Here is a 21,668-nt window from a genome sequence, read left to right as displayed (position 1 = left end):
GGCCGACCCCCTTTTTACGCCCTGATCACTACAGGAGTCCCGATCTCCACGCGGTCGAAAAGCTCCACTAAGTCCGCACTCCGCATTCGAATACAGCCGTGGCTGGCGGGTTGGCCAATTTGTTCCTCATGATTCGTCCCGTGGATATAAATGAAACGATCGTGGGTGTTTGCATTCCCCGGATCGAGCCCATCGAGCCAGAGGATTCGCGTCATGATCAGGTCGTCTGCCGCCAGCATCTTCTTGGTCGCCTTTACTGGGCGGCGACTCTTGAACACCGTTCCCGGGGGCATCGCTCCTCCGATTTTCTCCGAGATTCGAAATCTGCCGGTTGGCGTTTTCATGCTTCCCTCTTCGGATCCGAGGCCAAACTTGGAAGTTGAAACGGGATAGGCAGCCAGTTTTTGCCGGCCCGATTTCAAAGTGAGTCGCTGCGCTGGGACCGAAATCTGGATCGTGGGCTGGACACTTTTCTTCATTCGAAACGGCGGTAGGATGCGCTGTGGCCAACGCAAGAAAACCCTACCACATCGCTGTTGTCGGCGCGACGGGAGCCGTAGGCTTCGAATTGCTGCGGGTTCTTGAGCGGCGCGCCTTTCCGGTGAAGGAGCTGTTGCCTTTGTGTTCGGAGCGTTCCGCGGGAACCACTGTTTCGTTCCAGGGAAAAGAGATCGTCGCCAGAGTGCTTTCGGCGGCGTCATTCCAAGGCATCGATCTGGCGTTCTTCAGCGCTGGCGGCGACATTTCACGGGCGTTTGCACCCATCGCGCGAGCGGCGGGCGCAGTAGTGATCGACAATTCTTCTGTCTTCCGGATGGAACCCGACGTCCCGCTGGTTATCCCGGAGATCAACGGCAGCGACGTTCGCGACCACCGCGGATTAATTGCAAATCCCAATTGCACGACGGCGGTCGCGCTCATGGCGCTTTATCCGCTTCACCGCGCGTTTGGCGTTCGACGTGTGATTGCCTCGAGTTACCAAGCCGTTTCCGGCAGCGGCGCGAGAGCGATCAAGGAACTAAGGTCCCAGGTCGAGGCGCACGCCGCAGAACGCCCCCCCCAGGCCGAGATCTATCCTCATCCAATCGCGTTCAACGTGTTGCCGCAGGTCGATCACTTTTTGCCCAGTGGCTACACGAAAGAGGAAATGAAAATGCAAAACGAAGGCCGCCGGATCATGCACCTGCCGGAGTTCCGTGCCTCGGTCACCTGTGTCCGCGTGCCGGTTTATCGGGCTCATTCCGTGGCGATCAGCGCCGAATTCGAGCGGACCGTTACCGTGGAAGAGGCGCACGAAGTTCTGGCCAAAGCTCCGGGGCTTGAGCTGGTCGATGAGCCGCAGAATAACCGCTACCCGATGCCCCTTTTCACCGCGGGCAAGGACAACTGCGAGGTAGGCCGGGTCCGCCGTGATTGTGCGCTCGAAAACGGGCTTTCCTTCTGGGTCTCGGGCGACCAATTGCTCAAGGGCGCGGCGCTCAATGCCGTTCAGATCGCGGAATTGCTCTGAGCCCCCCGAAACGCTAAAGCGAAATGGCCCCGAAATTCCCCAGGGCCGCGCAATTCCAAGCTCGCCAGTCTTATTGACCAGGCGATGCCGAGGGTTCGGATTTCTTTTTGTCCGGACCCTTCCGAGAATGCTCTGGCGGCGCCGGTGCGTTTGGTCCGGGGCCTGGAGGCGGTGCGACGCGCTCAATCGGCTGCTGAGGTGGCCCTCTCCGACTCGGAATCTCCGGCTGCGGTGGCATCGGATGTTTGGCCGGACTGTCCGCCTGCACATCGCGATTAGGCGGCCCAGGAGTCGGTTCGTTTTTCTGCTTTCGGTTGTCGGGCGGCAGGTTGCTTGGTGGAGTTGGAATAACGGGCGCCGCGCCGGAGGGCATGGCCGACGGTTTTTGCTTCTTCGCGCCTTTGTCTCGCGAGGGCGGGACGTTTGGTTGCGGAGCATCCACGCTCGGAGCAGACGGTCGAGTGATCGGCGGAGATATCCGGTCGCGATCGTCGGGCGGCTGATTGCGCTTTGGCCCCGGGCTCCTGGCCGGCGTCGTCCCTGTCTTTGGACCTGCCGAAGCCGCCGGGCTTGCTCTGACCGACGGCGCAATAGTAGCCGCCGGCGCGGCAGACGAAGCTCCCGGGCTCTGCTCCGCGTCCTCGCGCGGCTTCGCACTAGGCGGCGGCACCGTCTTGGGATCCTCCGCCTTCATCTTTTGCTTCAACTCCGCCTGAGCCTTCGCATCCCCTGCGGGTTCCCATCCGCGTTCAACCGGCGCCTGCGCGAGTTTTTCCTTCACGACTTTCGGAGCGATGGGCTTGGAAGGTTTCTGCAATTGCTGCGGGGCCGCGATCACCAGCTTGTCTCCTTGCACCTTCATAACCGATTTTGAGCGTGCCGCCGCGAGAGGATCGGCGTCGGCTTGCCGCTGTAAGGTCAGCCGCTGAATCGGTCGGGCCGAGTAGCGGCTCAACGAGTTGTAATCCGGCCCATAATTGTAAACCGTCGAATTCGTGTAGGTGATATTTGTCACGTTCACCGTCTTGGTGATGTAGGTGACATTCTGTTCCGGCGCGAAAATTCGCTCCCGCAGAACCGGCTCACCGATGTAGCGAATGTCGATGAAATTGTAATAGCCAGGGCCGATGTCGAACTGGACATCGACCTGTGAATTGATCGGACTGTTGTCGTAAAACACATCGCCACCACCGCGTGGGGGAAGAGGCGCCCACCCCACATAATCACCGCCCGTTCTCCAGGAAACCCAGGCGGGCCCCCATTCGCGCCCGGGAACCCAAATCCAGCCATGACCCCGCAATCTGATCCAGCGGCCATAATGGTACGTGGCCCAGCCGAAATCTTCGTAGGATACCCACGTCCATCCTACGTCCGTGTAGGCCCAGTAACCATCAGCGTAGGGCCGCCAGCTCGAGTTGCTGACCGCAACCGCCGGTTGCCAGCAATACCCGTAGTCCGCTACCTCGACCCAGTTTCCGTCCGATCCAAGGCTGTCATAGAAAAAGTCGATCGAAATGTCTGTCCTCGCTTCGACCTCCCGCGGAGCAGGCAGCACCAGTCCCAGCACCGCAATGGCCAGAAATAGTCGTTTCATAGAGGTGTGTCGGAGTTAGACCCTCGGCCACCGAGGGTTATTCACTGCAATGTAAATCGGGAACGGGCGATGCCTCGCGTGCCTGGCCACTGATTACCGTGGCCGCAAGACGACGAACGACCGCGTTCGGTGCCGGCAGACGGAGAGAACGTGGGTGCCATTCGGATCGAGCGCACCCACCACCCTTTTGTATTCGGCCACGGAGGTGACCGGCTGCTGATTCACCTCTTCGATCACGTCGCCGGCCCGCAGTTCGCCCGCATCCCCGTCGATCTTGGTCACGAGCACGCCGCGGATCCGGTTGGGAAGGTCAAGGCGCCGAACCGCGTCCGGCGTCAATTCAGCCACCTCGACCGGGCCGAGCGGGCTAGCGTCATCCGGTTCGGTCTGCGGCTCATCCGGAGTCTGGGGCGTTTGCGGCTGGCGCGGGTTTACGCGGGAGGTCAGATAATCGGCCGGTTGTTCCTTAATTTCCGCCGTCAACTTGAGCGCACTTCCGTTTCGGGTGAGCTCGACCTCGACCTTCTTGTTCAGCTCCACCTGGGAAACCAGGTTGCGCAATTCCGTGATGTTCTTCACCGTGTGGCCGTTAAACTTCTGGATTACGTCGCCCCTTTTGAGGTTCGCTTCCGCTGCGGGAGAATTCGGGACCACATCGTCAACTACCACGCCGTCAGGATCCGGAACCCCCGGCGTGGACGGTCGCGCCTGGATGCCAAGGTATCCGCGAAGGATGCGGCCGTTCTTGAGCAAGCTTTCCAGCGCGCTCTTCACCGAATTGGAAGGAATGGCAAACCCGATGCCCTGCGACCCTCCGCTCCGGGAAATGATCGCCGTATTGATGCCGATAATCTCACCCCGCAGGTTCACCAGCGGCCCGCCGCTGTTCCCCGGATTGATCGCCGCGTTCGTTTGCAGGTAATCGCCGAAGCCGTCGACCCGATTCGGCCGGCCTCTTGAGCTGATAATTCCGTCCGTGACCGTTTCCTCAAACCCAAACGGGTTGCCGATCGCGAGAACGAAATCGCCCGCCTGCACCGCGTCTGAATCGCCAAACTTGAGCGGTTTGAGACCGGCTTCGTCGATTTTCAAAACAGCCAGGTCCACCACCGAATCGGCGCCCACCAGCCGCGCCTTTTTGGTTTTCCCATCGCTCAATTGCACCTCAATTTCGTCCACCTGGTCGACCACGTGATTGTTCGTAATGATGTGGCCTTCCGCCGAAACGACCACACCGGAACCGAGGGAATTTTGGACCATCGCCTCCTCATTTGGATTGCGAAACTGGCGTGGGTTCCGATTAAAAAACTCCGAGGGATCGAGTTGATATTGGCGCCGAATAGCCACCTTCTTCGAAGTCTTGATGCTGACCACCGCGGGAAGGATGCTGCTGACCAGGAGCCGTCGTTCGCGATTAAGGTTTTCGAGTCCCGGGATGTCCTTCGGATCGACGCTGGCGTTCGTGGCCAGCGAATATTTTTCGGGCGCGGTCGCGAGGAATTTCAGGCCGCCCGTCTTGAGGCGATAATCATAGAGGGCCGAAATACCGGCACTCACCAGCAACACGAATAAGAGGAATTTAAGGAGATTTTTCATCAGCTGACGTTCGAGAAGGTTCGTCCGTGTTGTTCGACAATCAATCTTCGAAAACGTTGATTCTCGGGAGTCTCGAGCGCGGGATCGACGGCCAGGATTCCTGTCGCCACGGCCCGCGCCTGTCGCATCAGGTCCGCGTCTTTGATCAGGTTTCCCAGCTTCAAAGCCGGCAACCCGCTCTGGGCCGTCCCCAGCAAATCCCCCGGGCCGCGCATCTCCCAGTCGGCTTCCGCGACTTTAAACCCATCCGTTGTCCCTTCCAGGACACGAAGTTTTGCGACTGTCTCCTCCGACTTCTCGTCGCTGAGTAAAATGCAATACGACTTGTGGCTGCCCCGGCCAATCCGGCCGCGCAATTGGTGTAGTTGCGCGAGCCCGAAACGCTCCGCATTTTCGATCAGCATCAGCGTCGCGTTCGCGACATCCACGCCAACTTCGATCACCGTCGTGCTGATGAGCACACTGGTATCGCCGCGTCGAAACCGTTCCATGATAGCCTGCTTCTCCGCTGCCGGAATGCGCCCGTGCAACAACTCGCAGCGAAACGGCCGCAGCCGCTCTCGCCACTGCTCGAATTCTGCCGCGGCCGCTTTCGCCTCCAGTTTTTCGCTTTCGTCGATCAGCGGATACACCACGTAGGCCTGACGTCCGGCTTCCAACTCCTTTCGCATGAAGATCATGACCTCGGGCAGCTTTTCGCGGTCTCTTGCCGCCGTCACAATCTTCCCGCGATCCGCTGGCATCTCGTCGATTACCGAGACATCCAGATCCCCATATACCGTCATGGTCAGGGTGCGCGGAATCGGTGTCGCCGTCATGACCAGAACGTCCGGCGCCGGTTCTCGCGCCGTCAGCCGTGCCCTTTGCGAGACTCCAAACTTGTGTTGCTCGTCGATGACCACCAACCCGAGATGTTCGAAAGAAACGCCTTCATAAAGGAGCGCATGCGTTCCGATAATGATCTGCGGTCCCTTGTTTGTTTCCGGTCCCGCCGACGCATCAGACGCAAACAAGGGCAGAGGTGCATTCTCTTCCTGCCGGGCCCCGGTCCGCAGCGCCAGCAACACTCCCAATGGTTCGAGCCAGCGGCACAACACGGCATAATGCTGCTCGGCGAGGATCTGCGTGGGCGCCATCAACGCGGCCTGGAATCCGGATTCCACCGCAAGGAGCATCGCGGCGATCGCGACGACGGTTTTGCCTGAGCCGACATCGCCCTGCAAAAGGCGATTCATCGGGTGCCTCGACGCCAGATCGCGGCGAACCTCGGCAATCACGCGTTCCTGCGCAGCGGTCAGATCGAAAGGCAGTCCGCGCAGGAATTTTTCCAGTAACGCACCTTGCCCGGCGTGTTGCTGCCCCCTCCGCAAAACAGCTTCGTTTCGCCGGGAGCCGATCACCATTTGCATCGCGAAAAACTCCGAGAAAACGAGGTGCTCCCGCGCGGCCTCGCATTGCGCCGTCGTGGACGGAAAATGAATCTCATGAAGTGCGTGCTCGCGCGCTCCAAGCTTCATGCTTTTGGGCAATAAGGTCGGCACAGACTCCGGATCGAGGTTCTCCAGCGCCTTGAAGATCAGCCCGCGAAAGACCCGCTGCGACAATCCCTCCGTCGCCGGGTAGATTGGCGTGATCCGTCGAAAATGCACCGAGACCTCCTCGTCGTTCTCGATCACTTCGAACTCCGGATGCTCCAGGCACATTCGATTCTTCCGCAAACGCGGTTTGCCGAAAACCACCAGCCGCTGGCCGGTCGCGATCATTTTCTGGACGTAATGCAGATTGAACCAGCGGAGGACGAGCGGCTGGCTCAGTGCGTTCGCATTCGTTTCTTCCAGCGTGGCTTCGAAGATTTTTTTCCAGCCGCCGAACCGAACCAACCGTGTCTTGACGACCTCGCCGCACACCAGCACCGGGGTGTCGCTCTCCTCTCGCGGGAAGGCGGCAAAGTGGGACCGGTCTTCGTAGCGGCGGGGGTAATGAGTCAAGAGGTCCTCAGCGGTTTCGATCTCGAGACGCCGGAGCGCCGTCAATCTCGGCCTCGGAATCCAGTCCAGCTCTTCGAGCGGTTGCGAGTACTGGATCATGCGGAGGTGACTGCCGTGCGCACGGCTTCAACCTGGATCTGGAGTCGGGTTTCTCCTTCGTATTCGTCGGCGCTAAGGCGAAACGCAATATCCCAGGGCGGCTTCGGCAAGGGCGAAGTGGCGCCATCGAAAAAGATCGCGCGCCGAAAACGGTTCTGTTGTCGCAGACGCAAGACCAGATGCTTTTCCTTCAGGACCTGGGGCTCCGCGGCCAGCTCGACGCCACGCGCGAAAAACAACGGGTGGGCATTGGCGTTGCCAAACGGCTCCAGGGCCTGGTGCCAGCGAAGCAGCTCGTCGTTGAGCTGGGGAAAGCTCAACTCATGGTCGAGTTGCAGGCGCGGCTGAAGATCTTCTTCCGACAACAGCTCGCGCGCCGTCTGTCCAAACGCACTGGCGAAAGCCTCGAACTTTTCTTCACGCACCGCCAGGCCAGCCGCCATTTCGTGTCCGCCGAATTTCTCCAGGTGCGCCGCGCAATGATCAAGCGCCTCAACCAGCGACAAGCCGGCAATGCTGCGCCCGCTTCCTTTTCCAAGTCCGGCTGCGTCGAACGCAACCAGAAGTGTGGGGCGATGATATTTTCGGGCGAGACGAGACGCCACGATCCCCAGCACGCCCGGATGCCATTCCCGCGACCCGAGGACAATTGCCGCGTCGCGCTCCGGATCGAATGTTGTCGCCAACTTCTCTTCGGCCTCATCGTGGATGGTTCGTTCCACCACCTGGCGTTCGCGGTTCTGCGCGTCAAGAAATGTTGCCAGCTCAGCGGCTTCTGCTTCGTCGCTCGTAAGCAAGAGCCGCAGCGCTCTCTCCGCGGTAGCGAGCCGGCCAGCGGCGTTCAGCCGTGGCCCGAGGCGAAATCCGATGTGCTCCGCGGCTACTGGCGCGCGCACGGCGGCAACTTCCATTAACTCCCGCACGCCCGGCCTTTTCGACGTTGCCAATTCCCGCATTCCACGCTGAACAAAAATTCGGTTCTCTTTCTCCAAGGGCACGATGTCAGCCACCGTTCCGAGCGCGACGAGATCGAGGTTCGCCCTTAGATCGAAGCCGGGAGCCGGGCGCGTCTTCAAGAGTGCGTGGCAAAGCTTGAAAACGATCCCGACGCTGCAGAGGTATTCAAAGGCGCAATCCGTCTCTATTTTCGGATTCACGACCGCGACACAATCCGGCAGAGCAGATTTTGGTTCGTGATGATCGAGGACGATAACGTCGATGCCTTGCTCTTTCAGCGACGCGATTTCCGCCAGCGACGACGTGCCGCAATCGACCGCGATCAAGAGTTGGGGGTGATGCTGCTCGCAACAACGCTCGACGCTTTCCTTACTCAGCCCGTAGCCCTCCTCCATTCGCAGAGGCAGGAACAACTCGGGCGCTGCGCCGTAGCTTCGGAGCATTTCAGCGAGGAGCGCCAGGGAGGTTACGCCGTCGACGTCGTAATCGCCAAAGAGGACGATGCGCTCCCCGCGGTCGATTGCAGCCAAAATCCGCGCGACAGCGGCCGGCATATTCGGCAACAGGAATGGATCGCCCAGCGAGCGGAGCCGCGGTTGGAGGAAAGCAGTTACTTCATCCGCACAACTGAAGCCCTTCCGTTTGAGCAGCTCAACAATGCAGGGAACGCCACAGATCTCCGGCCATTTGATTTCGGCACCGCCGTTGTCGCAAGCGGACGCGACGATCCAGCGCGTATCCATGACCAGGGGCCGGCGGTTTGAAACCGCCGTATTTTCGGCCGGCGGCTTCAAACTGCCGCTCCTTGAAGTTGAAGCTTCCTCGCGAGCGTTTGGGCATTGAAGGGCGCGTGCACCTTGGCGTCGTTATCGAAATAAACGTAGACATCCCGTTTGCCGGCGGTGGCCTTTTGATCAGAGACAAGGGTTGCGCCCCTCGGCTGTTTCCCTTTTCGCCAATGCGCGATTCGGCCAGCCCACCAATCGAGTTCCTCATCGCTGTAACCGCTCACGTAAAGCTTCTCTGCGCCGTGCAGCCGGCAGTAGACGAAATCGGCGGTAATGTCCTCCGCATAAGGCCATTTGCCCGCGGTATCCGCGACGACAAACGCGATGTTATGCCGGCGCAGAAGCGCAAAAAATTCGGGAACCATGAAACTAGGATGCCGGATTTCAACCGCGTGGCGAATTGGCCGCGTGGCGTCGGTCTTTGTCCAGGCGCGGCCTTTCACTTTTGCGTCGTGCTTCCGGGCAAGCCTTGCGGCAGCGCGAGTCTCGCGCGGCAGCATCTCGAAAAAATCTCTGAAACGCCCTTCGTTCCAGCCAAAATTCGGGGGAAATTGCCAGAGGATGGGTCCAAGTTTTTCCCGGAGGCACAGGACACCCGATGCGAAAAAATTGGCCAGCGGCGCTTCGATGTTCCGCAACTTCTTCATGTGCGTGATAAAGCGGCCGCCTTTGACGCTGAAAACAAACCCCGGCGGCGTTTCAGTAAACCAGCGCTGATAACTCGAAGGCAGCTGGAGCGAATAAAAGGAACCGTTGATTTCAATGGAGTTAAATTCGCGGCTGGCGAATTGCAGCTCCAGACGGTGGGCCAGCTTCCTGGGGTAAAACCGCCCGCGCCAGCCCGCATAAGTCCAACCAGAGATTCCGATGCGCAGGTCCTGGCGGGGCCATTTCGTCGCCGGCGCCGTCAAATGATGAGCCGCGAGTCGTGCCACAGAATGCCGTGTTTCTCACAGAGTTTGCGAAAGGTGGACAAGCCCTCCTTTTCCCGCAGCCCAAACTCGTAGCTCAAACATTCGCGGAGATAATATTCGCAAAACTCCGGACTGAATTCTTCTTCCGCCGCAATCAGAACGTCGAATTCACGCAGGTTGTTGTCGCGGCAGGCGCGCAGCCGGTCGGCAATCGCTTTCGGCGCGGCTACCTCCGGGCGGATGAGCCAAAGCGCGTAGACAAACGGGAGTTGGGTGCGCTTTTCCCATTCTTCCCCCAAGTCCCAAAAGTTGAAAGTGCTGGCGCAATCATCCCGAAAACGAATGGCCTGATCGCCAATAAAAAATTTGGCCAGCCGGGGAGTGATGGCTCTCTGAATGAGCCGGGAGCGAACTACAAATTTAGGCGACAATCCATTCTCCGCCATCAGACAGCGCAACAGGTTGATCGAGGTCTGCGACGCGGGGTCGACCTCGATTTCCTCGATTTCCTCAAGCGTGCCGGAGTGCGCTACGAAAACGCTGTGGACTGGTCCGTGCGAGGAAATCGAAATGCCGTCGACGAGGGTGTAGACGGGGTTGCGGAGAAACTCGAAACTGGAAACCAGGGCCACATCGAGCGAGCCGCTGGCCAGCCGGTCACAAAGCACGTTCGGATGATCGAAGACTACGTCTCCCGGCCAGCCATGGATGAGGGGACGGGCGTTGAGGTACTTAACGCAACCGATCCGCAGAAGCCCCGGCTCCGCCACGCGTCAGGCGTAAACCAGTTCGGACTCCTCGGCGGGTGGAGCCGCCGCGGCCGTTCTTTTCTTGGGCAGATGTCGATAGAAGCTGTCTCGCTGGACCGGTTCGCGGCCGGCTTCGCGAATAATGTGCTCGAGCGTGGCGACCGTTTGTTCCTGCGGCGTCGTCGCGCCGGCCATGTGGAAGATTTTTTCTTCGATGATCGTGCCATGCAAATCATCAACGCCGTAACTGAGCGCGATCTGGGCCAGCGGAAGTCCAAGCGAAACCCAGTAGGCCGTGATGTGATCGAAATTATCCAGGTAGATTCGGCTGACCGCGAGATTGCGGAGCTCTTCGATGGCCGAAGCCCGCTTGATGTGCGCCAGCGCCGGCGTTTGCGGCTCGAAAGCAAATGGCACAAATCCGGTGAACCCGCCGGTCTCATCCTGCAGCGCACGCAGTTGGCGCAGATGATCGACCCGCTGCGCCAGGGTCTCGATATGCCCGTAAAGCATGGTCGCCGTGCTGCGGCCGCCCATGCCATGCCAAATGCGATGAACTTCCGCCCACTCTTCCGCCGTCTCTTTCCCGCGGCAGATTTCGTCACGAACCGCAGGATCAAAAATCTCCGCGCCGCCGCCGGTGAGCGCTCCGAGGCCTGCCTCGCGCAACAGCTCCAGCGTCGTCTTGATTGGCAACTTGAAGACGCGTTCGGCCAGGTGCCGGGCCTCGATCGCGGTGAAAGCTTTGATGACCAAATCCGGATCGAGCGCGCGCAGTTCGCGCAGGAGCCGCAGATACCAATCCTGTTTCAAACTCGGGTGCAGCCCGCCGACCATGTGCACTTCCGTAATTCCGAGCGTAAGCGCATCGCGAACGGAGCCGACGATTTCCTCGATCGAGAACTCAAAGGCATGCGCGTCCCGCTTCCGTGCGGCAAAAGCGCAGAACTGACAGGAGAGAATGCAGATGTTCGAATAATTGATGTAGCGATTGTGAATGTAGGTCGCGAAGTTTCCGTTCTTCCGCGCACGAACTTCGCTCGCCATGAGACCCAGCGCATTGAGATTGTTTGAGCGATACAGCTGGAGAGCCTCGGCTTCCGAAATGCGCTCCCCGACCTCGACCTTTTCGGCGATTGACCGAAGATCCTGCGGAATAAAGGATAGATTCATCGAAAGGTGGCGGCGCCGAATTTCGCAGGCATGATGCACATGCTCTTGTTCTGTTGCAACCGAAAGCAGGGAAGAAGGTTGAATCGTTACCAACTAACTTTCCGTGACCATTCAAACGCCCGAGGCTTTATTCATCAACATGTCCGGCAATGAACCAAGCCCGCCGGGGCGTGCCCAGGAGGACGCTGAGGATGTCCGGCTGATGCAGTTGGTCAGCAGGGGGGATCCGGCTGCGTTCGAGAAGCTTGTGGAACGGCACCAGCGGCTGGTGGTGGGGACGGTGGCCCGAATGCTGGGCAATAACGCCGACGCCGAGGACATCGCCCAGCAGGTCTTCGTGCGGGTCTGGAAAAGCGCGAGCCGTTATGTCGCCCGGGCGAAGTTTACGACCTGGTTGCTCAAGATTACGCGCAACCTGGTTTTCAACGAGTTACGCCGCCGATCCCGCCACGCCCAAGTGCCGCTGCACCCTGACCCGGAGGAGGAAGAGCGGCCGTTGAGGGACGAAGGGGCGGTGGCGCCGGATGCCTCGTTGCTGGAGGCGGAGCTGCAGCAGGCGATCGATGCCGCTATCGCGCGCCTGCCCGAAACTCAACGAATGGCGGTCATCCTCCGGCGTTACGAGGAGCTCAGCTACGAGGAGATCGCAGAGGCGCTCGATCAATCCGTCTCCGGGGTGAAAAGTCTCCTTTTTCGGGCCCGCACAGAATTGCGGGCGAGCCTGAGCCGCTACCTGTCGGGATAAACAAAGAGGGCGGACCTCTTGCGAGAATCCGCCCCCTCTCAACCCCACATCTTTATGCTGTTAGTAATCTCGTCCGTTTGCGGTGCTCTTGAAGTCCACGGATTGCGTCGTTGTCACCTCGGTGCGGCTGGAAGCCGGTGCAGGTGGTGTGCCCGGTTTCGGGTAATCCGCCGATACATGCCGATTCGAGGTGGGTACGAGACGCACGGCGCCCTTCGCATTGTTCCGCCAGCCGTTCGGGTCGGCGTATTCCTCGCCGGAATGATGTAGGCCACTCACCTGATCTTCGAGGCCGGTGCCATAATGTTGATCAATGATGGTCGGCGTAACAAACACCAGCAGGTTCCGCTTCACCCGAGCGTTTAGTTTTTCCTGGAAAAAATAGCCGAGGATGGGGATGTCGCCCATAATGGGAACCTTGGTGCGTGCCTTGGTCACCTCATCCTGAAGCAACCCGCCGATCGCCAGGGTGTCACCGCTCTTGATTAGAACGTTTGAATCGAGCGAGCGCGTGTCAACAACCGGGCTGGTCACGGTCGCGCCCGCAAATTGGAACGGCTGATCTGCCACCTTATTGCTAATCTCCGGCTTCACGGCCAGGGTGATGAAATTATCTTTGTTAACAGATGGCTTGACCACCAGGGTGTTGCCGAATTTCTTGTCCTGGAACCCACCAAATACAGCGGTGGCGGTCTGTTCGTTGAAATTCAGCTGCGGCACGGGTTGGGCACGAATGATTTCGATCTTCGCCTGCATGTTGTCCGCCGTGACGACCCGCGGGTTCGCGAGGAACTCCGCGTCCGAGTCTTCATTCAGCATGCGGAGCGTGACAGAGAGCTGCGGCGCCGAAAGGATTGCGAATTGGCCCCCGAGGGGATTTCCCGCCTTATCCATGATGAAGTCCCACGCATTCAACTTGCCATTGGTAATAGGCACTGATGGCGGCTGTCCGGGAGTTGTTACCAAGTATGGCAAACCTGTTACCGGGTTTATCACCGTTTGAGTCGTCCCGTTGGTCGCCAGAGTGCTGCCACCCAATTTTAGAGTTTGGGCGTTATTCGATCCACCAAAGACGCCGCCCCAGTTGATTCCGTATGATTGCCTTGGGTTCGCCGTCACTTCCACGAGGCGCGCTTCGATCATTACCTGCTTCGTCGGCTTGTCGATCTGAACCAAAAGCTTGCGGATAGCATCGATATTGCCGCGGGTTTCGCGGTAGAAAATCGTGTTAGTCCGTTCGTCGACTTGCGGCGGATCCTTGCTGGAAAGTTGCGCTGCGATGAGCGGCGCGGTTTCCTTCGCCCGCGAATAGCTGAATTGGTAGCTATCGCTCTCGGTCGGCTCCGCCGTGCGTTCCGCCGCAGTTTTTATGTAATATACGTTATCGATCTTATCCAGAAACAGCCCCTTGGCTTTGACGATGATCGTGACGGCCTGCAACGCGGTCACGTCTTCAAGCCGCATCGTAACGGTTCCGGTAACGGCTTCGCTCACGACCATGTTGATCTTGGCCTGGCGCGCCAGAAGTCGCAGAACGGCACCAACGTCGTCACCCTGAAATTCACGAACGCCCACGCCACCGTTGTCCGTTACGTTGTCTGGCTCGACTGGGCCCGCGCCGGTTGTCTGCGTCGTGGTTGTGGTCGTAGCGCTGGTCGGAGGCACGCTGGCGGACGGGGCCGCGTTAGGGTTCGATGCCTGGACGAGAAGCAACGAGCTGTCACTTTTCGTAGTCGGAGCTGTCGGGAGCTTGGGCGAGACGGGCTTGGTGCTCGTGTCAGCCACTGGCGCAACAGGGGCGATTGGCGCCTTTTGAAGCGAATCCGTCGGACTCGAGGCGGGTCCGGTCGCAGGAGAGGTGGTCTGCGCTTTGACGAGGGACAATGCGGCGAATATGGCCGCGGCCGCGTAGGCAAATGTTTTGAAGCGATTAGGCATAAATATGTATGGGACGTTGAGTGCGGGACGGATTAAAGCAGGAAGCAGACCAGCCCAACCCGTGCCAACCCGCAGCGCCACGGCTTCCGCGACTCGTCAGCCTAGCGCATTCGCCAGAGGTCAAGCGCCCCGGGCCGCAGCGATAAACGCTCGGAGACGGCCGTGGTCTTTGACGCGTTCCGAGGACTCGACTCCGCTGGTGACGTCGACCCCGAAAGGCCGGACCAGGGCGACTGCATCCGCTACGTTTTCCGGCGTCAGGCCGCCCGCGAGGATTACGCGAAGCTTCGGGTTCGCTTTGACGAATTCCCGCGCAAGCTCCCACCTGAAGGCTCGCCCACTTCCTCCGAATTCGCCGGCCCGCGCCGAATCCAGCAAAATCGTCCGAGTGCAAAAAGAGGGCGCTTCCACCACCGAAGCTTCGTCCGAGACGGGAAGGGCCTTGGCAAAACGAATTCCCTCTTCTGCCAGCCGGCGGCAAAACTCGGGTGTTTCCTGGCCATGCAACTGAAGTGCCGCAATCCCCGGCAGGGCCGCCGCCGCCATCGCTTCGTTCCAATCTGGATCGACCAGCACAGCCACCTTCGCGACATCTTCTGGCAACGCGGCAATCCAATCTCGTTCCCCAATTGGGACGTATCGCCTGCTTCCTGGAAAAAAATTGAAGCCAAGAGCATCGGCTCCAAACTCAATTGCCGCGACCGCATCTGCGGCTCGGGTTAACCCGCAGATTTTGACGCGTGGCCTGACGAACTTGTCGTCCCCGCCGTCAAACATGGGCCTCCTTGCGCCGGTTCGCCTAGGCGGCCGTCGCGAACCCCAACGCCGGCTTACTAAAATCCGGCGCGGGCATTTCGTTCACCAGCTTCACGATCCCGTCCTGCCACCTTTGGCTGATAGACTGAAGGTAAGGATCGTCCTCGTCCAAATGGGCGCGCAATTTCGCCTGAAACGAGTCGGTTTCGTAGCACAGAATATCAATCGGCGGCCCGACCGCGACGTTGCTGGTCATCGTCGAATCGATCGAAATCATTCCAACCTTCACCGCATCGGCCAGGCCGGTTTCGTAGCTGAAACCGCGATCCAGAATTGGTTTTCCATATTTTCGCTCGCCGATTTGCAAAAATGGACAATCGCGCGTGGCGTGGATGCTATTCCCCTGCGGATAAACCAGATACACCTCGGGCGGGAACCCGGCGATCTGGCCGCCGACAATCAGGTGAATGTTGAAATCGAATCCGTCATTCTCGAGAGCAGCACGATCTCGCCGCTCGACTTCGCGGACCTTTGATCCGACATAACAAACGGTCTCGTAAAGCGTCTTTCGGTTCGTGATTCGCTCGCGGGCTTCATCCTGCTTCCCAGCATGAATATCCTCGTCGATCAAGGCGATGGTGGCTTGAGTCAGCGAAAGGTTCCCCGAGCTGAGAATACAGATCACCCGTTCGCCCGGCTTCTCGTAGATTCGCATCTTGCTGCACATCGTGATGTTGTCCATGCCCGCGCTCGTCCTCGAGTCGGACAAAAACACCGCGCCCGCGCGGCAAAGCATTCCCAGGCAATAAGTCATTGGAGTTTGTCTCCCGGTTCGATTACTCGGCCCTGCACCTGTTTTATCTGCGTATGATGCGTCAACACATGAACGCGCCCGTCACTTCCGCGAAAGAAGGCGCTCAACAACCAGCTGACGATGCCGATCCAAATAGCTCCCCAGAACGCGCTGCCGTAGCCATCCACGTGAAATCCGCCCACAACGCTCCCCACCCAATACAGCATCAATCCGTTCACGAGCAGGATAAAAAATCCCAGCGTCAGCAAAATCAAGGGGGCGCCCAGAATCAGCAACACCGGACGCACGAAGGCATTGAGGATGCCGAGGAGTAAGGCCGCGCCGATCAGGGCTCCCACGCTGTCATATCGAATTCCGCTGAGCAACGACGCTGCGACCATTACCGCCACCGTCGTGATAAACCAGCGAATCACAAAGTGTCGCATGGAGCACGGTAGGCGAAATCAGTCTCCTCGCGCAACCGCTTTGCAAAATCCGCTTGCAACCCCCTCTCGACCGGTATTCGGTCTCGCAAGCATTCCAAGCAACTAAACGTGGCCAAAAAATCCAAAAACGAACCTGAAAAACAAGCGGACACTCCGGCTCCAAGCGCCTCCGGCAGCGGTCCGAAACCAGCCGCGCGGCCCGCTAAAAAGCCGCGCGTCACCGCCGCGAAGCCGAAAGCAAAAAAGGCCGCTGCCAAAGAGAAGACTCCCAAAGCCGCGCCGGCACGCTCAGCCGCACAGCCTGCGCCGGCTTCCACGCCAGCCGAGCCTTCCGATGAGGCAATCCGCCTGCGCGCCTACTTTCTCGCCGAGCGGCGAGCCAGGCTTTCCCTTCCGGGAGATTCCGCTCACGATTGGATCGAAGCGCGCCGTCAATTGCTCGAAGAGGCTGCCCGCTAAGCTTTCAGCGAAGGCGCTCCATCGCCGCCAACCAGCGTCCGCGGCGTTACACGGTCTGCACTCCCGGCAGACACTCTTTCACCTTCTCGATCAAGCGATTGATGGCGAACGGCTTCGGGATCAATCCGCGAACACCGGCCTCGTGTAATAGTTCCTGGGCACGCTTCTCCTCCCCCTTGCCGGTCACGAGCAGAAGCGGCGGGACAATTCGCGGAGGGATAGAGTGATTGTAAACCTTTCCAATGAGAAAGAACAGCATCGCGCCGTCGATCATCGGCATCGAGAAATCGAACAGCATCAGGTCGTAGGTCTTTTTCAGGGCGAGCTCGAATCCGTATTCCGGCTTGGGCGACGTATCCACCTCGCAACGCAAGAACGAGGTCAGCGCTTCGCGCATCACCCGCATCAGCGCCACGTCGTCGTCCACAATCAGAATTTTCTTTGCTGCTCCCTCGCTCATAAGGGACGCTTGCGCCAAAGGGCAGCGCGTTTCAAGTTTTTATAGATGGAAAATATCCTGACTGATCTGGAGGCCGCGTTACGCGAACGCCTGGCGATCATCGCCGACGAACAAAGCAGGCAAGATCCCCATCGCCATACCGAGCGGTTACGAGACGTGTCGGAAAAGATTGAGAGCCTCGAACAACGCCTGCCGTCGAAAGTCGACCCAGAATTGCGCCATTTCCTCCAGCGCCGCAGCTACAGCAAAGCGCTCGAACTCCTGGAACGCCCGCCTGGATAGATAGTCTCTTACCGCGAGTACAACTCGACGATCAACTGCTCGTTGACCATCGGTTGCATCTCATCCCGGGTCGGGATGCGAGAAACTTTGCCGCTAAGGGCGTCACGGTTGGCGACAAGCCAATCCGGAACCGGAGCAATCTGGGTTAGCTCCAGATTCCGCAAAGCGAGCTGCCGCGATTTCGGCCGGTCTTTCACCGTCACCTCATCGCCTGCTTTGACGTTGTAGGAAGCGATGTTCACGTTGCGGCCATTCACCTGGACGTGGCCGTGAGAAACCAGTTGTCGGGCGGAACTGCGGGTATTGGCCAGCCCAAGCCGGAAGACGACGTTATCCAGTCGCGTTTCCAAGAGCTGGAGCAGCGTTTCACCGGTGACGCCGCGCTTGCGCAGAGCAGTTTGGAAAATGCGGCGAAATTGTTTCTCGAGGAGGCCGTATTGATACCGAAGCTTCTGCTTTTCCCCCAACGCGATCGCGTAATCGGATTGCTTACGGCGTGAGCCTTTCGGCCCATGCATTCCCGGAGGATAATTCTTTCGCTCGAGCGCTTTCGCAGGTCCAAAGAGCGGCACGCCATAGCGGCGGCTGACTTTCGTTTTCGGTCCGGTGTATCTGCCCATTGGAAGAAAAGTAAGAAGTAGGAATTAAGAATTAAGAAAGATCAGACGCGGCGCTGTTTCGGCGGGCGGCAACCGTTGTGAGGGACGGGGGTGACGTCGCGGATGACGGTGAGATCAAGCCCAATAGCCTGAAGAGCGCGGACGGCGGATTCTCGGCCTGCGCCGGGACCCCGCACGAGAACTTCGACTTCCTTGAGACCGTGACCCATGGCTTGGCGCGATGCGTCCTGGGCCACCATCTGAGCGGCGTAGGCGGTGCTTTTGCGCGAGCCTTTGAAGCCAACTTTGCCGGCACTCGACCAGCCAATCACGTTTCCCTTCAGATCGGTAATCGTGACAATCGTGTTGTTAAAAGTGGAAAGGACGTGAGCGATCCCGGTATGAACATTCTTGCTCCCCTTGGCCTTAATGATCTTGGGCTTTTCGACGTCGTTCGGGTCGAGCGAGAGATTCTCCTTGGGCGCCTCAACCGGAGCGGCGGTCTCTTCCTTCTTCGCTTTGGCCGCTTTTTTGGCTGGCTTGGCGGGAGCTTCGGGAGCAGCCGCCGTGACCGGCGCCGCCTCGGGGCCTGCCGCCGCTGGAGTGGTTTCCGCTGTCGCAGCTTGCGTGTCAGCTGAAGGAGCAGCGGCCTCCGCGGCCTCCGGCTTTGCCTTCGGAGTTTTCGCCTTCGGCTTCTCGGCGCTGCTCGGCGTTTCGGGATTTTTTTCTTCGGAATCTGCCATGGCTGAAGTTCTTAAAAGTTATACCTTGCCGGCCTTCGCATCCTTATTGCGGATGACGCCGACAGTCTTTCGCGGCCCCTTCCGCGTCCGGGCGTTGGTGGAAGTGCGCTGCCCGCGGACGGGGAGTCCCCGCCGGTGGCGGATGCCGCGATAACAGTTGATCGCCTGAAGCCGCTTCAAGTTGCTCTGCAACTCGCGGCGAAGATCGCCCTCGATGAGCATCTTGTTGCCGGTAATCGTCTGGATGATTTCGTTAATCTGATGCGGAGTCAGATCTTTCGCGCGCAGGTTCGGATCGATATTCGTCTGTTCCAGGACACGCTTCGCTGTGCTCGGCCCAATGCCGTAGATATAAGTCAACGACGCTTCGATGCGTTTGTCCGCCGGAATCTCAACTCCTAGTAGTCTGGGCATAAAAAATTAACCCTGGCGCTGCTTGTGACGCGGGTTCTTGCAGATCACGCGGACAACGTTCTTCCGCTTCACGATCTTGCACGCTTCACAAAGCCTTTTTACTGATGGTCGAACTTTCATAACAAATCGATTCGGGAGGACAAAAAACGCGGAGATCGGCTCCGCGTCGTCATTTCTGGCGGTAGGTGATCCGCCCCTTTGACAAATCGTAGGGAGAAACCTCTAGCATAACTTTGTCACCTGGCAAGATACGAATGAAATGGAGGCGCATTTTACCGGAAATGTGGGCCAGAACCCGGTGCCCGTTGGGCAACTCGACGCGAAACATGGTGTTGGGCAGTAACTCTACGACTTTGCCTTCTACTTCAATTGCGTCTTTCCGCGCCATGTCAGGATTTCAGGCTCTTCCTTCGTAATTAGAACGGTGTGTTCGAAATGCGCCGAGGGCATTCCGTCCGCCGTGCAAACTGTCCAGCCGTCATCGAGCAGTTTGACGGAAGCGGTCCCGGAATTAATCATCGGCTCGATGGCCAGGGTCATCCCCGCCTTCAGCCGAGGGCCGCTGCCGCGCTTTCCGTAATTCGGCACCTGGGGTTCTTCGTGCAGCTTGCGGCCGACCCCGTGCCCGACAAATTCACGTACCACATTAAACCGCTCCCGCGTCGCCACCTCCTCGATGGCAGCGCAAACGTCGCCAAGCCTGACCCCTTCGGAGGCAATTTCAATCGCACGCCGTAGAGCCGACTCCGTCACCCGGAGCAATCGTTCGGTGCGTTCCTCGATCATGCCAACGGGAACGGTGGAAGCGGTATCTCCTACCCAACCATCCTGGACCACGCCGATGTCGAGCTTCACGATATCGCCGTATTGAACCCGGCGCTGGCTGCCAATCCCGTGCACGATCTCGTCATTGAGCGAGATGCAAATATTGCCGGGGAACACCCGGTGCCCGAGCCGATAACCCAAAAAGGCGCTTTGCACGCCGGCCTCCTGCATGAGATCCGCGGCAGCCTGGTCGACTTCCTTCGTGGAAATGCCGGGCCGCACCAGTTCGCTCACCCGGTCGAGAATCTCGCTCGCGGTGCGGCAAGCCTGCCGCATTTTGTCGATCTCCTTCGGACTTTTGATCGGGATCATGCCGGTTGCTCGATCAACCGCGAGATGTCGGCAAAAACCTCTTCGCGATCGCGATTGCCGTCGATCTTCCGCAGACAGCTCAGCCCCGAATAGTGGTCGGCGACCGGCTGCGTCTTGCTGTTGAATTCTGAGAGGCGCGTTTCCAATACCGCGGCGTCGTCGTCCGTCCGCCGGATCAGCGGTCCATCGCAATAAGGGCAAATCGCGCGCTCGGAAAACACGGCCGCCCCCTCGCTGGTGGTGAACCCGCAGGATTGGCATTGCAGTCGATGGGAGATGCGTTCCTTGATGGTGTCCGCCGAAACGTCGAGCCAGATCGCAAGATCCAAGGGCGTGTGATGACGAAGCAAAATTCCCTGGAGCGCTTCAGCCTGCGGAATCGTGCGCGGAAAACCGTCGAACACGAATCCGTGCGCGCCATGGAGGCGCACCCAGTCCTCGATCAATTCAATGATGATCTTGTCGGGAACGAGCTCGCCGTGCTTGGTTTTTTCCGCCGTCTCGATCCCGAGCAGCGTCCCCAATTCCACTTCTCTTCGCAGGATTGCTCCCGTAGACGTCACCGGAATCCCAAAGTGCCGCGTGATCATTTCGGCCTGGGTTCCTTTTCCGGAACCGGGCGCACCGAGAAGCACCAGTCGCTTTTTCACTTAGTGTCCGTGGAGAGCGATTGCGACCCCGGCGATCACCAAAATTGCGATGCCGACATAAAGCCACATGAGGGTCGTGCTCCGGGCCGTCTCTCCGCGAGCGTAACTGGCGCGGTCGAAGCGCGCGCCGCGGATGCGTCCCTTACGCAGGAAACCATCGTAATGGCGCTGAATGAGGTGCGTCTCCACCTGCCGCATCGTGTCCAAAATAACACCCACGATAATCAGCAGGCTGGTTCCACCAAAGAATTGCGCGGTGATCTGGGGCACATTCAGCCACTGGCTGAGCAAACTGGGCAGAACGGCAATGATCGTGAGGAAGATTGCCCCCGCGAAAGTCAGCCGCGTCATCGTGTAATCGAGAAACTCCGCCGTCGGCTTGCCTGGACGGACACCGGGAATATAACCGCCGTATTTCTTGAGATCGTCGGCGATCTGCGACGGCTGAAATTGGGTTGCCACCCAGAAATAACTGAAGAAGAAAATCATCGCCGCCAGAAACACATAATGCATCCAGCCGACTGAAAGCATGTCCGCGATCCAGCGCGCAGTCGGGCTGTTGGGAAACATGAATCCAACGATCGTGGTGGGGAACAAAAGGATCGCCCAGGCAAAAATGATCGGCATGACACCCGCGTAATTCACCTTCAACGGCATGTATTGAGTGCCGCCGCCATATTGTTTTCGGCCGACGATTCGCTTGGCGTATTGTACCGCAATCTTTCGCACACCCTGGGTGATGGCGATGACACCGGCGATCACCAGGAACAGGAACAGAATCATCAGCACCAGGATGGCTGGATTCATTTGCGCAGCGCTGCCGGGCTCGGACGGAACAAACGTCTTCCACGCCTGAGCCAGTGCTGCGGGCAGCCTGG

Annotated in this window: 25 protein-coding genes; 4 read left to right on the top strand and 21 right to left on the bottom strand. The window is 59.0% G+C overall.

Going from position 1 to position 21,668, the window contains the following annotated elements; translation table 11 throughout:
* Positions 1–14: 14 nt before the first annotated feature.
* Positions 15–479 carry a L,D-transpeptidase gene (locus VJU77_13675; GenBank protein HKP04397.1) on the bottom strand — a complete coding sequence of 155 codons (465 nt, stop codon included), beginning with the start codon at positions 477–479 and terminating at the stop codon, positions 15–17.
* Between the two features lie 23 nt (positions 480–502).
* Between VJU77_13675 and VJU77_13670 the strand changes: the two genes are divergently transcribed.
* Positions 503–1,510: an aspartate-semialdehyde dehydrogenase gene (locus tag VJU77_13670; protein HKP04396.1), complete on the top strand. Its 1,008-nt coding sequence runs from the start codon at positions 503–505 to the stop codon at positions 1,508–1,510.
* 70 nt (positions 1,511–1,580) lie between these two features.
* Here VJU77_13670 and VJU77_13665 read toward each other — a convergent pair whose 3' ends face one another.
* The 7 genes from VJU77_13665 to mqnE form a co-directional block, all read right to left on the bottom strand.
* Positions 1,581–3,104: a DUF6600 domain-containing protein gene (locus VJU77_13665; GenBank protein ID HKP04395.1), complete on the bottom strand. Its 1,524-nt coding sequence runs from the start codon at positions 3,102–3,104 to the stop codon at positions 1,581–1,583.
* Between the two features lie 93 nt (positions 3,105–3,197).
* Complete coding sequence (locus tag VJU77_13660; protein ID HKP04394.1) at positions 3,198–4,700, bottom strand: Do family serine endopeptidase; 1,503 nt, start codon at positions 4,698–4,700, stop codon at positions 3,198–3,200.
* Entirely contained in the window at positions 4,700–6,787 is a 2,088-nt protein-coding gene (gene recG / locus VJU77_13655) for an ATP-dependent DNA helicase RecG (protein HKP04393.1), read from the bottom strand. The genes VJU77_13660 and recG overlap by 1 nt, the downstream gene beginning before the upstream one ends.
* Positions 6,784–8,487, bottom strand: a complete 1,704-nt coding sequence (gene recJ / locus VJU77_13650) for a single-stranded-DNA-specific exonuclease RecJ (protein HKP04392.1) — start codon at positions 8,485–8,487, stop codon at positions 6,784–6,786. The genes recG and recJ overlap by 4 nt, the downstream gene beginning before the upstream one ends.
* 47 nt (positions 8,488–8,534) lie before the next feature.
* Complete coding sequence (locus tag VJU77_13645; protein ID HKP04391.1) at positions 8,535–9,467, bottom strand: DUF72 domain-containing protein; 933 nt, start codon at positions 9,465–9,467, stop codon at positions 8,535–8,537.
* Positions 9,440–10,216, bottom strand: coding sequence for a menaquinone biosynthesis protein (locus VJU77_13640; protein HKP04390.1), 777 nt, complete (start codon positions 10,214–10,216; stop codon positions 9,440–9,442). Before VJU77_13640 ends, VJU77_13645 begins: the two co-directional genes overlap by 28 nt.
* Before the next feature lie 3 nt (positions 10,217–10,219).
* Positions 10,220–11,368, bottom strand: coding sequence for an aminofutalosine synthase MqnE (mqnE, locus tag VJU77_13635; protein ID HKP04389.1), 1,149 nt, complete (start codon positions 11,366–11,368; stop codon positions 10,220–10,222).
* 103 nt (positions 11,369–11,471) lie between these two features.
* Here mqnE and VJU77_13630 point away from each other — a divergent pair, with 103 nt between their 5' ends.
* Positions 11,472–12,113 carry a sigma-70 family RNA polymerase sigma factor gene (locus tag VJU77_13630; GenBank protein HKP04388.1) on the top strand — a complete coding sequence of 214 codons (642 nt, stop codon included), beginning with the start codon at positions 11,472–11,474 and terminating at the stop codon, positions 12,111–12,113.
* Between the two features lie 60 nt (positions 12,114–12,173).
* Here VJU77_13630 and VJU77_13625 read toward each other — a convergent pair whose 3' ends face one another.
* The 4 genes from VJU77_13625 to VJU77_13610 form a co-directional block, all read right to left on the bottom strand.
* Entirely contained in the window at positions 12,174–14,051 is a 1,878-nt protein-coding gene (locus VJU77_13625) for a hypothetical protein (GenBank protein ID HKP04387.1), read from the bottom strand.
* 120 nt (positions 14,052–14,171) lie between these two features.
* Positions 14,172–14,828, bottom strand: a complete 657-nt coding sequence (locus VJU77_13620; protein HKP04386.1) for a phosphoribosylanthranilate isomerase — start codon at positions 14,826–14,828, stop codon at positions 14,172–14,174.
* Positions 14,829–14,850: 22 nt separating this feature from the next.
* Positions 14,851–15,621, bottom strand: coding sequence for a hypothetical protein (locus VJU77_13615; GenBank protein HKP04385.1), 771 nt, complete (start codon positions 15,619–15,621; stop codon positions 14,851–14,853).
* On the bottom strand, positions 15,618–16,046 hold the full coding sequence (locus tag VJU77_13610; GenBank protein HKP04384.1) for a phage holin family protein: 429 nt from the start codon (positions 16,044–16,046) through the stop codon (positions 15,618–15,620). Before VJU77_13610 ends, VJU77_13615 begins: the two co-directional genes overlap by 4 nt.
* Before the next feature lie 108 nt (positions 16,047–16,154).
* Between VJU77_13610 and VJU77_13605 the strand changes: the two genes are divergently transcribed.
* Positions 16,155–16,505 carry a DUF2934 domain-containing protein gene (locus tag VJU77_13605; GenBank protein HKP04383.1) on the top strand — a complete coding sequence of 117 codons (351 nt, stop codon included), beginning with the start codon at positions 16,155–16,157 and terminating at the stop codon, positions 16,503–16,505.
* A gap of 46 nt (positions 16,506–16,551) precedes the next feature.
* On the opposite strand, the gene VJU77_13600 is transcribed toward VJU77_13605, so the two are convergent.
* Positions 16,552–16,965, bottom strand: coding sequence for a response regulator (locus tag VJU77_13600; GenBank protein ID HKP04382.1), 414 nt, complete (start codon positions 16,963–16,965; stop codon positions 16,552–16,554).
* Between the two features lie 45 nt (positions 16,966–17,010).
* On the opposite strand from VJU77_13600, the gene VJU77_13595 reads away from it, so the two are divergent.
* Positions 17,011–17,247 (top strand): hypothetical protein, encoded by a 237-nt coding sequence (locus tag VJU77_13595; protein ID HKP04381.1) that lies wholly within the window; start codon positions 17,011–17,013, stop codon positions 17,245–17,247.
* 8 nt (positions 17,248–17,255) lie between these two features.
* On the opposite strand, the gene rpsD is transcribed toward VJU77_13595, so the two are convergent.
* From rpsD to VJU77_13555, 8 genes are all read right to left on the bottom strand, one after another.
* Entirely contained in the window at positions 17,256–17,867 is a 612-nt protein-coding gene (rpsD, locus tag VJU77_13590; GenBank protein ID HKP04380.1) for a 30S ribosomal protein S4, read from the bottom strand.
* Between the two features lie 41 nt (positions 17,868–17,908).
* Positions 17,909–18,280 (bottom strand): 30S ribosomal protein S11, encoded by a 372-nt coding sequence (gene rpsK / locus VJU77_13585; GenBank protein HKP04379.1) that lies wholly within the window; start codon positions 18,278–18,280, stop codon positions 17,909–17,911.
* A gap of 327 nt (positions 18,281–18,607) precedes the next feature.
* Positions 18,608–19,003: a 30S ribosomal protein S13 gene (gene rpsM, locus VJU77_13580; protein HKP04378.1), complete on the bottom strand. Its 396-nt coding sequence runs from the start codon at positions 19,001–19,003 to the stop codon at positions 18,608–18,610.
* A 6-nt stretch (positions 19,004–19,009) separates the two neighbouring features.
* Positions 19,010–19,123 carry a 50S ribosomal protein L36 gene (gene rpmJ, locus VJU77_13575; GenBank protein HKP04377.1) on the bottom strand — a complete coding sequence of 38 codons (114 nt, stop codon included), beginning with the start codon at positions 19,121–19,123 and terminating at the stop codon, positions 19,010–19,012.
* Between the two features lie 49 nt (positions 19,124–19,172).
* Positions 19,173–19,391, bottom strand: a complete 219-nt coding sequence (infA, locus tag VJU77_13570; GenBank protein HKP04376.1) for a translation initiation factor IF-1 — start codon at positions 19,389–19,391, stop codon at positions 19,173–19,175.
* Positions 19,364–20,140 (bottom strand): type I methionyl aminopeptidase, encoded by a 777-nt coding sequence (gene map, locus VJU77_13565; GenBank protein HKP04375.1) that lies wholly within the window; start codon positions 20,138–20,140, stop codon positions 19,364–19,366. The genes infA and map overlap by 28 nt, the downstream gene beginning before the upstream one ends.
* On the bottom strand, positions 20,137–20,790 hold the full coding sequence (locus VJU77_13560; protein ID HKP04374.1) for a nucleoside monophosphate kinase: 654 nt from the start codon (positions 20,788–20,790) through the stop codon (positions 20,137–20,139). The genes map and VJU77_13560 overlap by 4 nt, the downstream gene beginning before the upstream one ends.
* A partial coding sequence (locus tag VJU77_13555; GenBank protein ID HKP04373.1) for a SecY family transport protein occupies positions 20,791–21,668 on the bottom strand: 878 nt, incomplete at its 5' end.

The sequence above is a fragment of the Chthoniobacterales bacterium genome, assembly GCA_035274845.1.
GTDB lineage: Bacteria > Verrucomicrobiota > Verrucomicrobiia > Chthoniobacterales > UBA10450 > AV80.
Note: the sequence above shows the minus strand (reverse complement) of the source record. Positions and strands in the feature narration are given on the sequence as shown.

Bases quoted from the DNA above. Each gene is read 5' to 3' on its own strand.
- VJU77_13675 (HKP04397.1), bottom strand. From the start codon at position 479: ATGAAGAAAAGTGTCCAGCCCACGATCCAGATTTCGGTCCCAGCGCAG.
- VJU77_13665 (HKP04395.1), bottom strand. From the start codon at position 3,104: ATGAAACGACTATTTCTGGCCATTGCGGTGCTGGGACTGGTGCTGCCT.
- VJU77_13660 (HKP04394.1), bottom strand. From the start codon at position 4,700: ATGAAAAATCTCCTTAAATTCCTCTTATTCGTGTTGCTGGTGAGTGCC.
- recG (HKP04393.1), bottom strand. From the start codon at position 6,787: ATGATCCAGTACTCGCAACCGCTCGAAGAGCTGGACTGGATTCCGAGG.
- recJ (HKP04392.1), bottom strand. From the start codon at position 8,487: ATGGATACGCGCTGGATCGTCGCGTCCGCTTGCGACAACGGCGGTGCC.
- mqnE (HKP04389.1), bottom strand. From the start codon at position 11,368: ATGAATCTATCCTTTATTCCGCAGGATCTTCGGTCAATCGCCGAAAAG.
- VJU77_13625 (HKP04387.1), bottom strand. From the start codon at position 14,051: ATGCCTAATCGCTTCAAAACATTTGCCTACGCGGCCGCGGCCATATTC.
- VJU77_13620 (HKP04386.1), bottom strand. From the start codon at position 14,828: ATGTTTGACGGCGGGGACGACAAGTTCGTCAGGCCACGCGTCAAAATC.
- VJU77_13615 (HKP04385.1), bottom strand. From the start codon at position 15,621: ATGACTTATTGCCTGGGAATGCTTTGCCGCGCGGGCGCGGTGTTTTTG.
- VJU77_13610 (HKP04384.1), bottom strand. From the start codon at position 16,046: ATGCGACACTTTGTGATTCGCTGGTTTATCACGACGGTGGCGGTAATG.
- VJU77_13600 (HKP04382.1), bottom strand. From the start codon at position 16,965: ATGAGCGAGGGAGCAGCAAAGAAAATTCTGATTGTGGACGACGACGTG.
- VJU77_13595 (HKP04381.1), top strand. From the start codon at position 17,011: ATGGAAAATATCCTGACTGATCTGGAGGCCGCGTTACGCGAACGCCTG.
- rpsD (HKP04380.1), bottom strand. From the start codon at position 17,867: ATGGGCAGATACACCGGACCGAAAACGAAAGTCAGCCGCCGCTATGGC.
- rpsM (HKP04378.1), bottom strand. From the start codon at position 19,003: ATGCCCAGACTACTAGGAGTTGAGATTCCGGCGGACAAACGCATCGAA.
- rpmJ (HKP04377.1), bottom strand. From the start codon at position 19,123: ATGAAAGTTCGACCATCAGTAAAAAGGCTTTGTGAAGCGTGCAAGATC.
- infA (HKP04376.1), bottom strand. From the start codon at position 19,391: ATGGCGCGGAAAGACGCAATTGAAGTAGAAGGCAAAGTCGTAGAGTTA.
- map (HKP04375.1), bottom strand. From the start codon at position 20,140: ATGATCCCGATCAAAAGTCCGAAGGAGATCGACAAAATGCGGCAGGCT.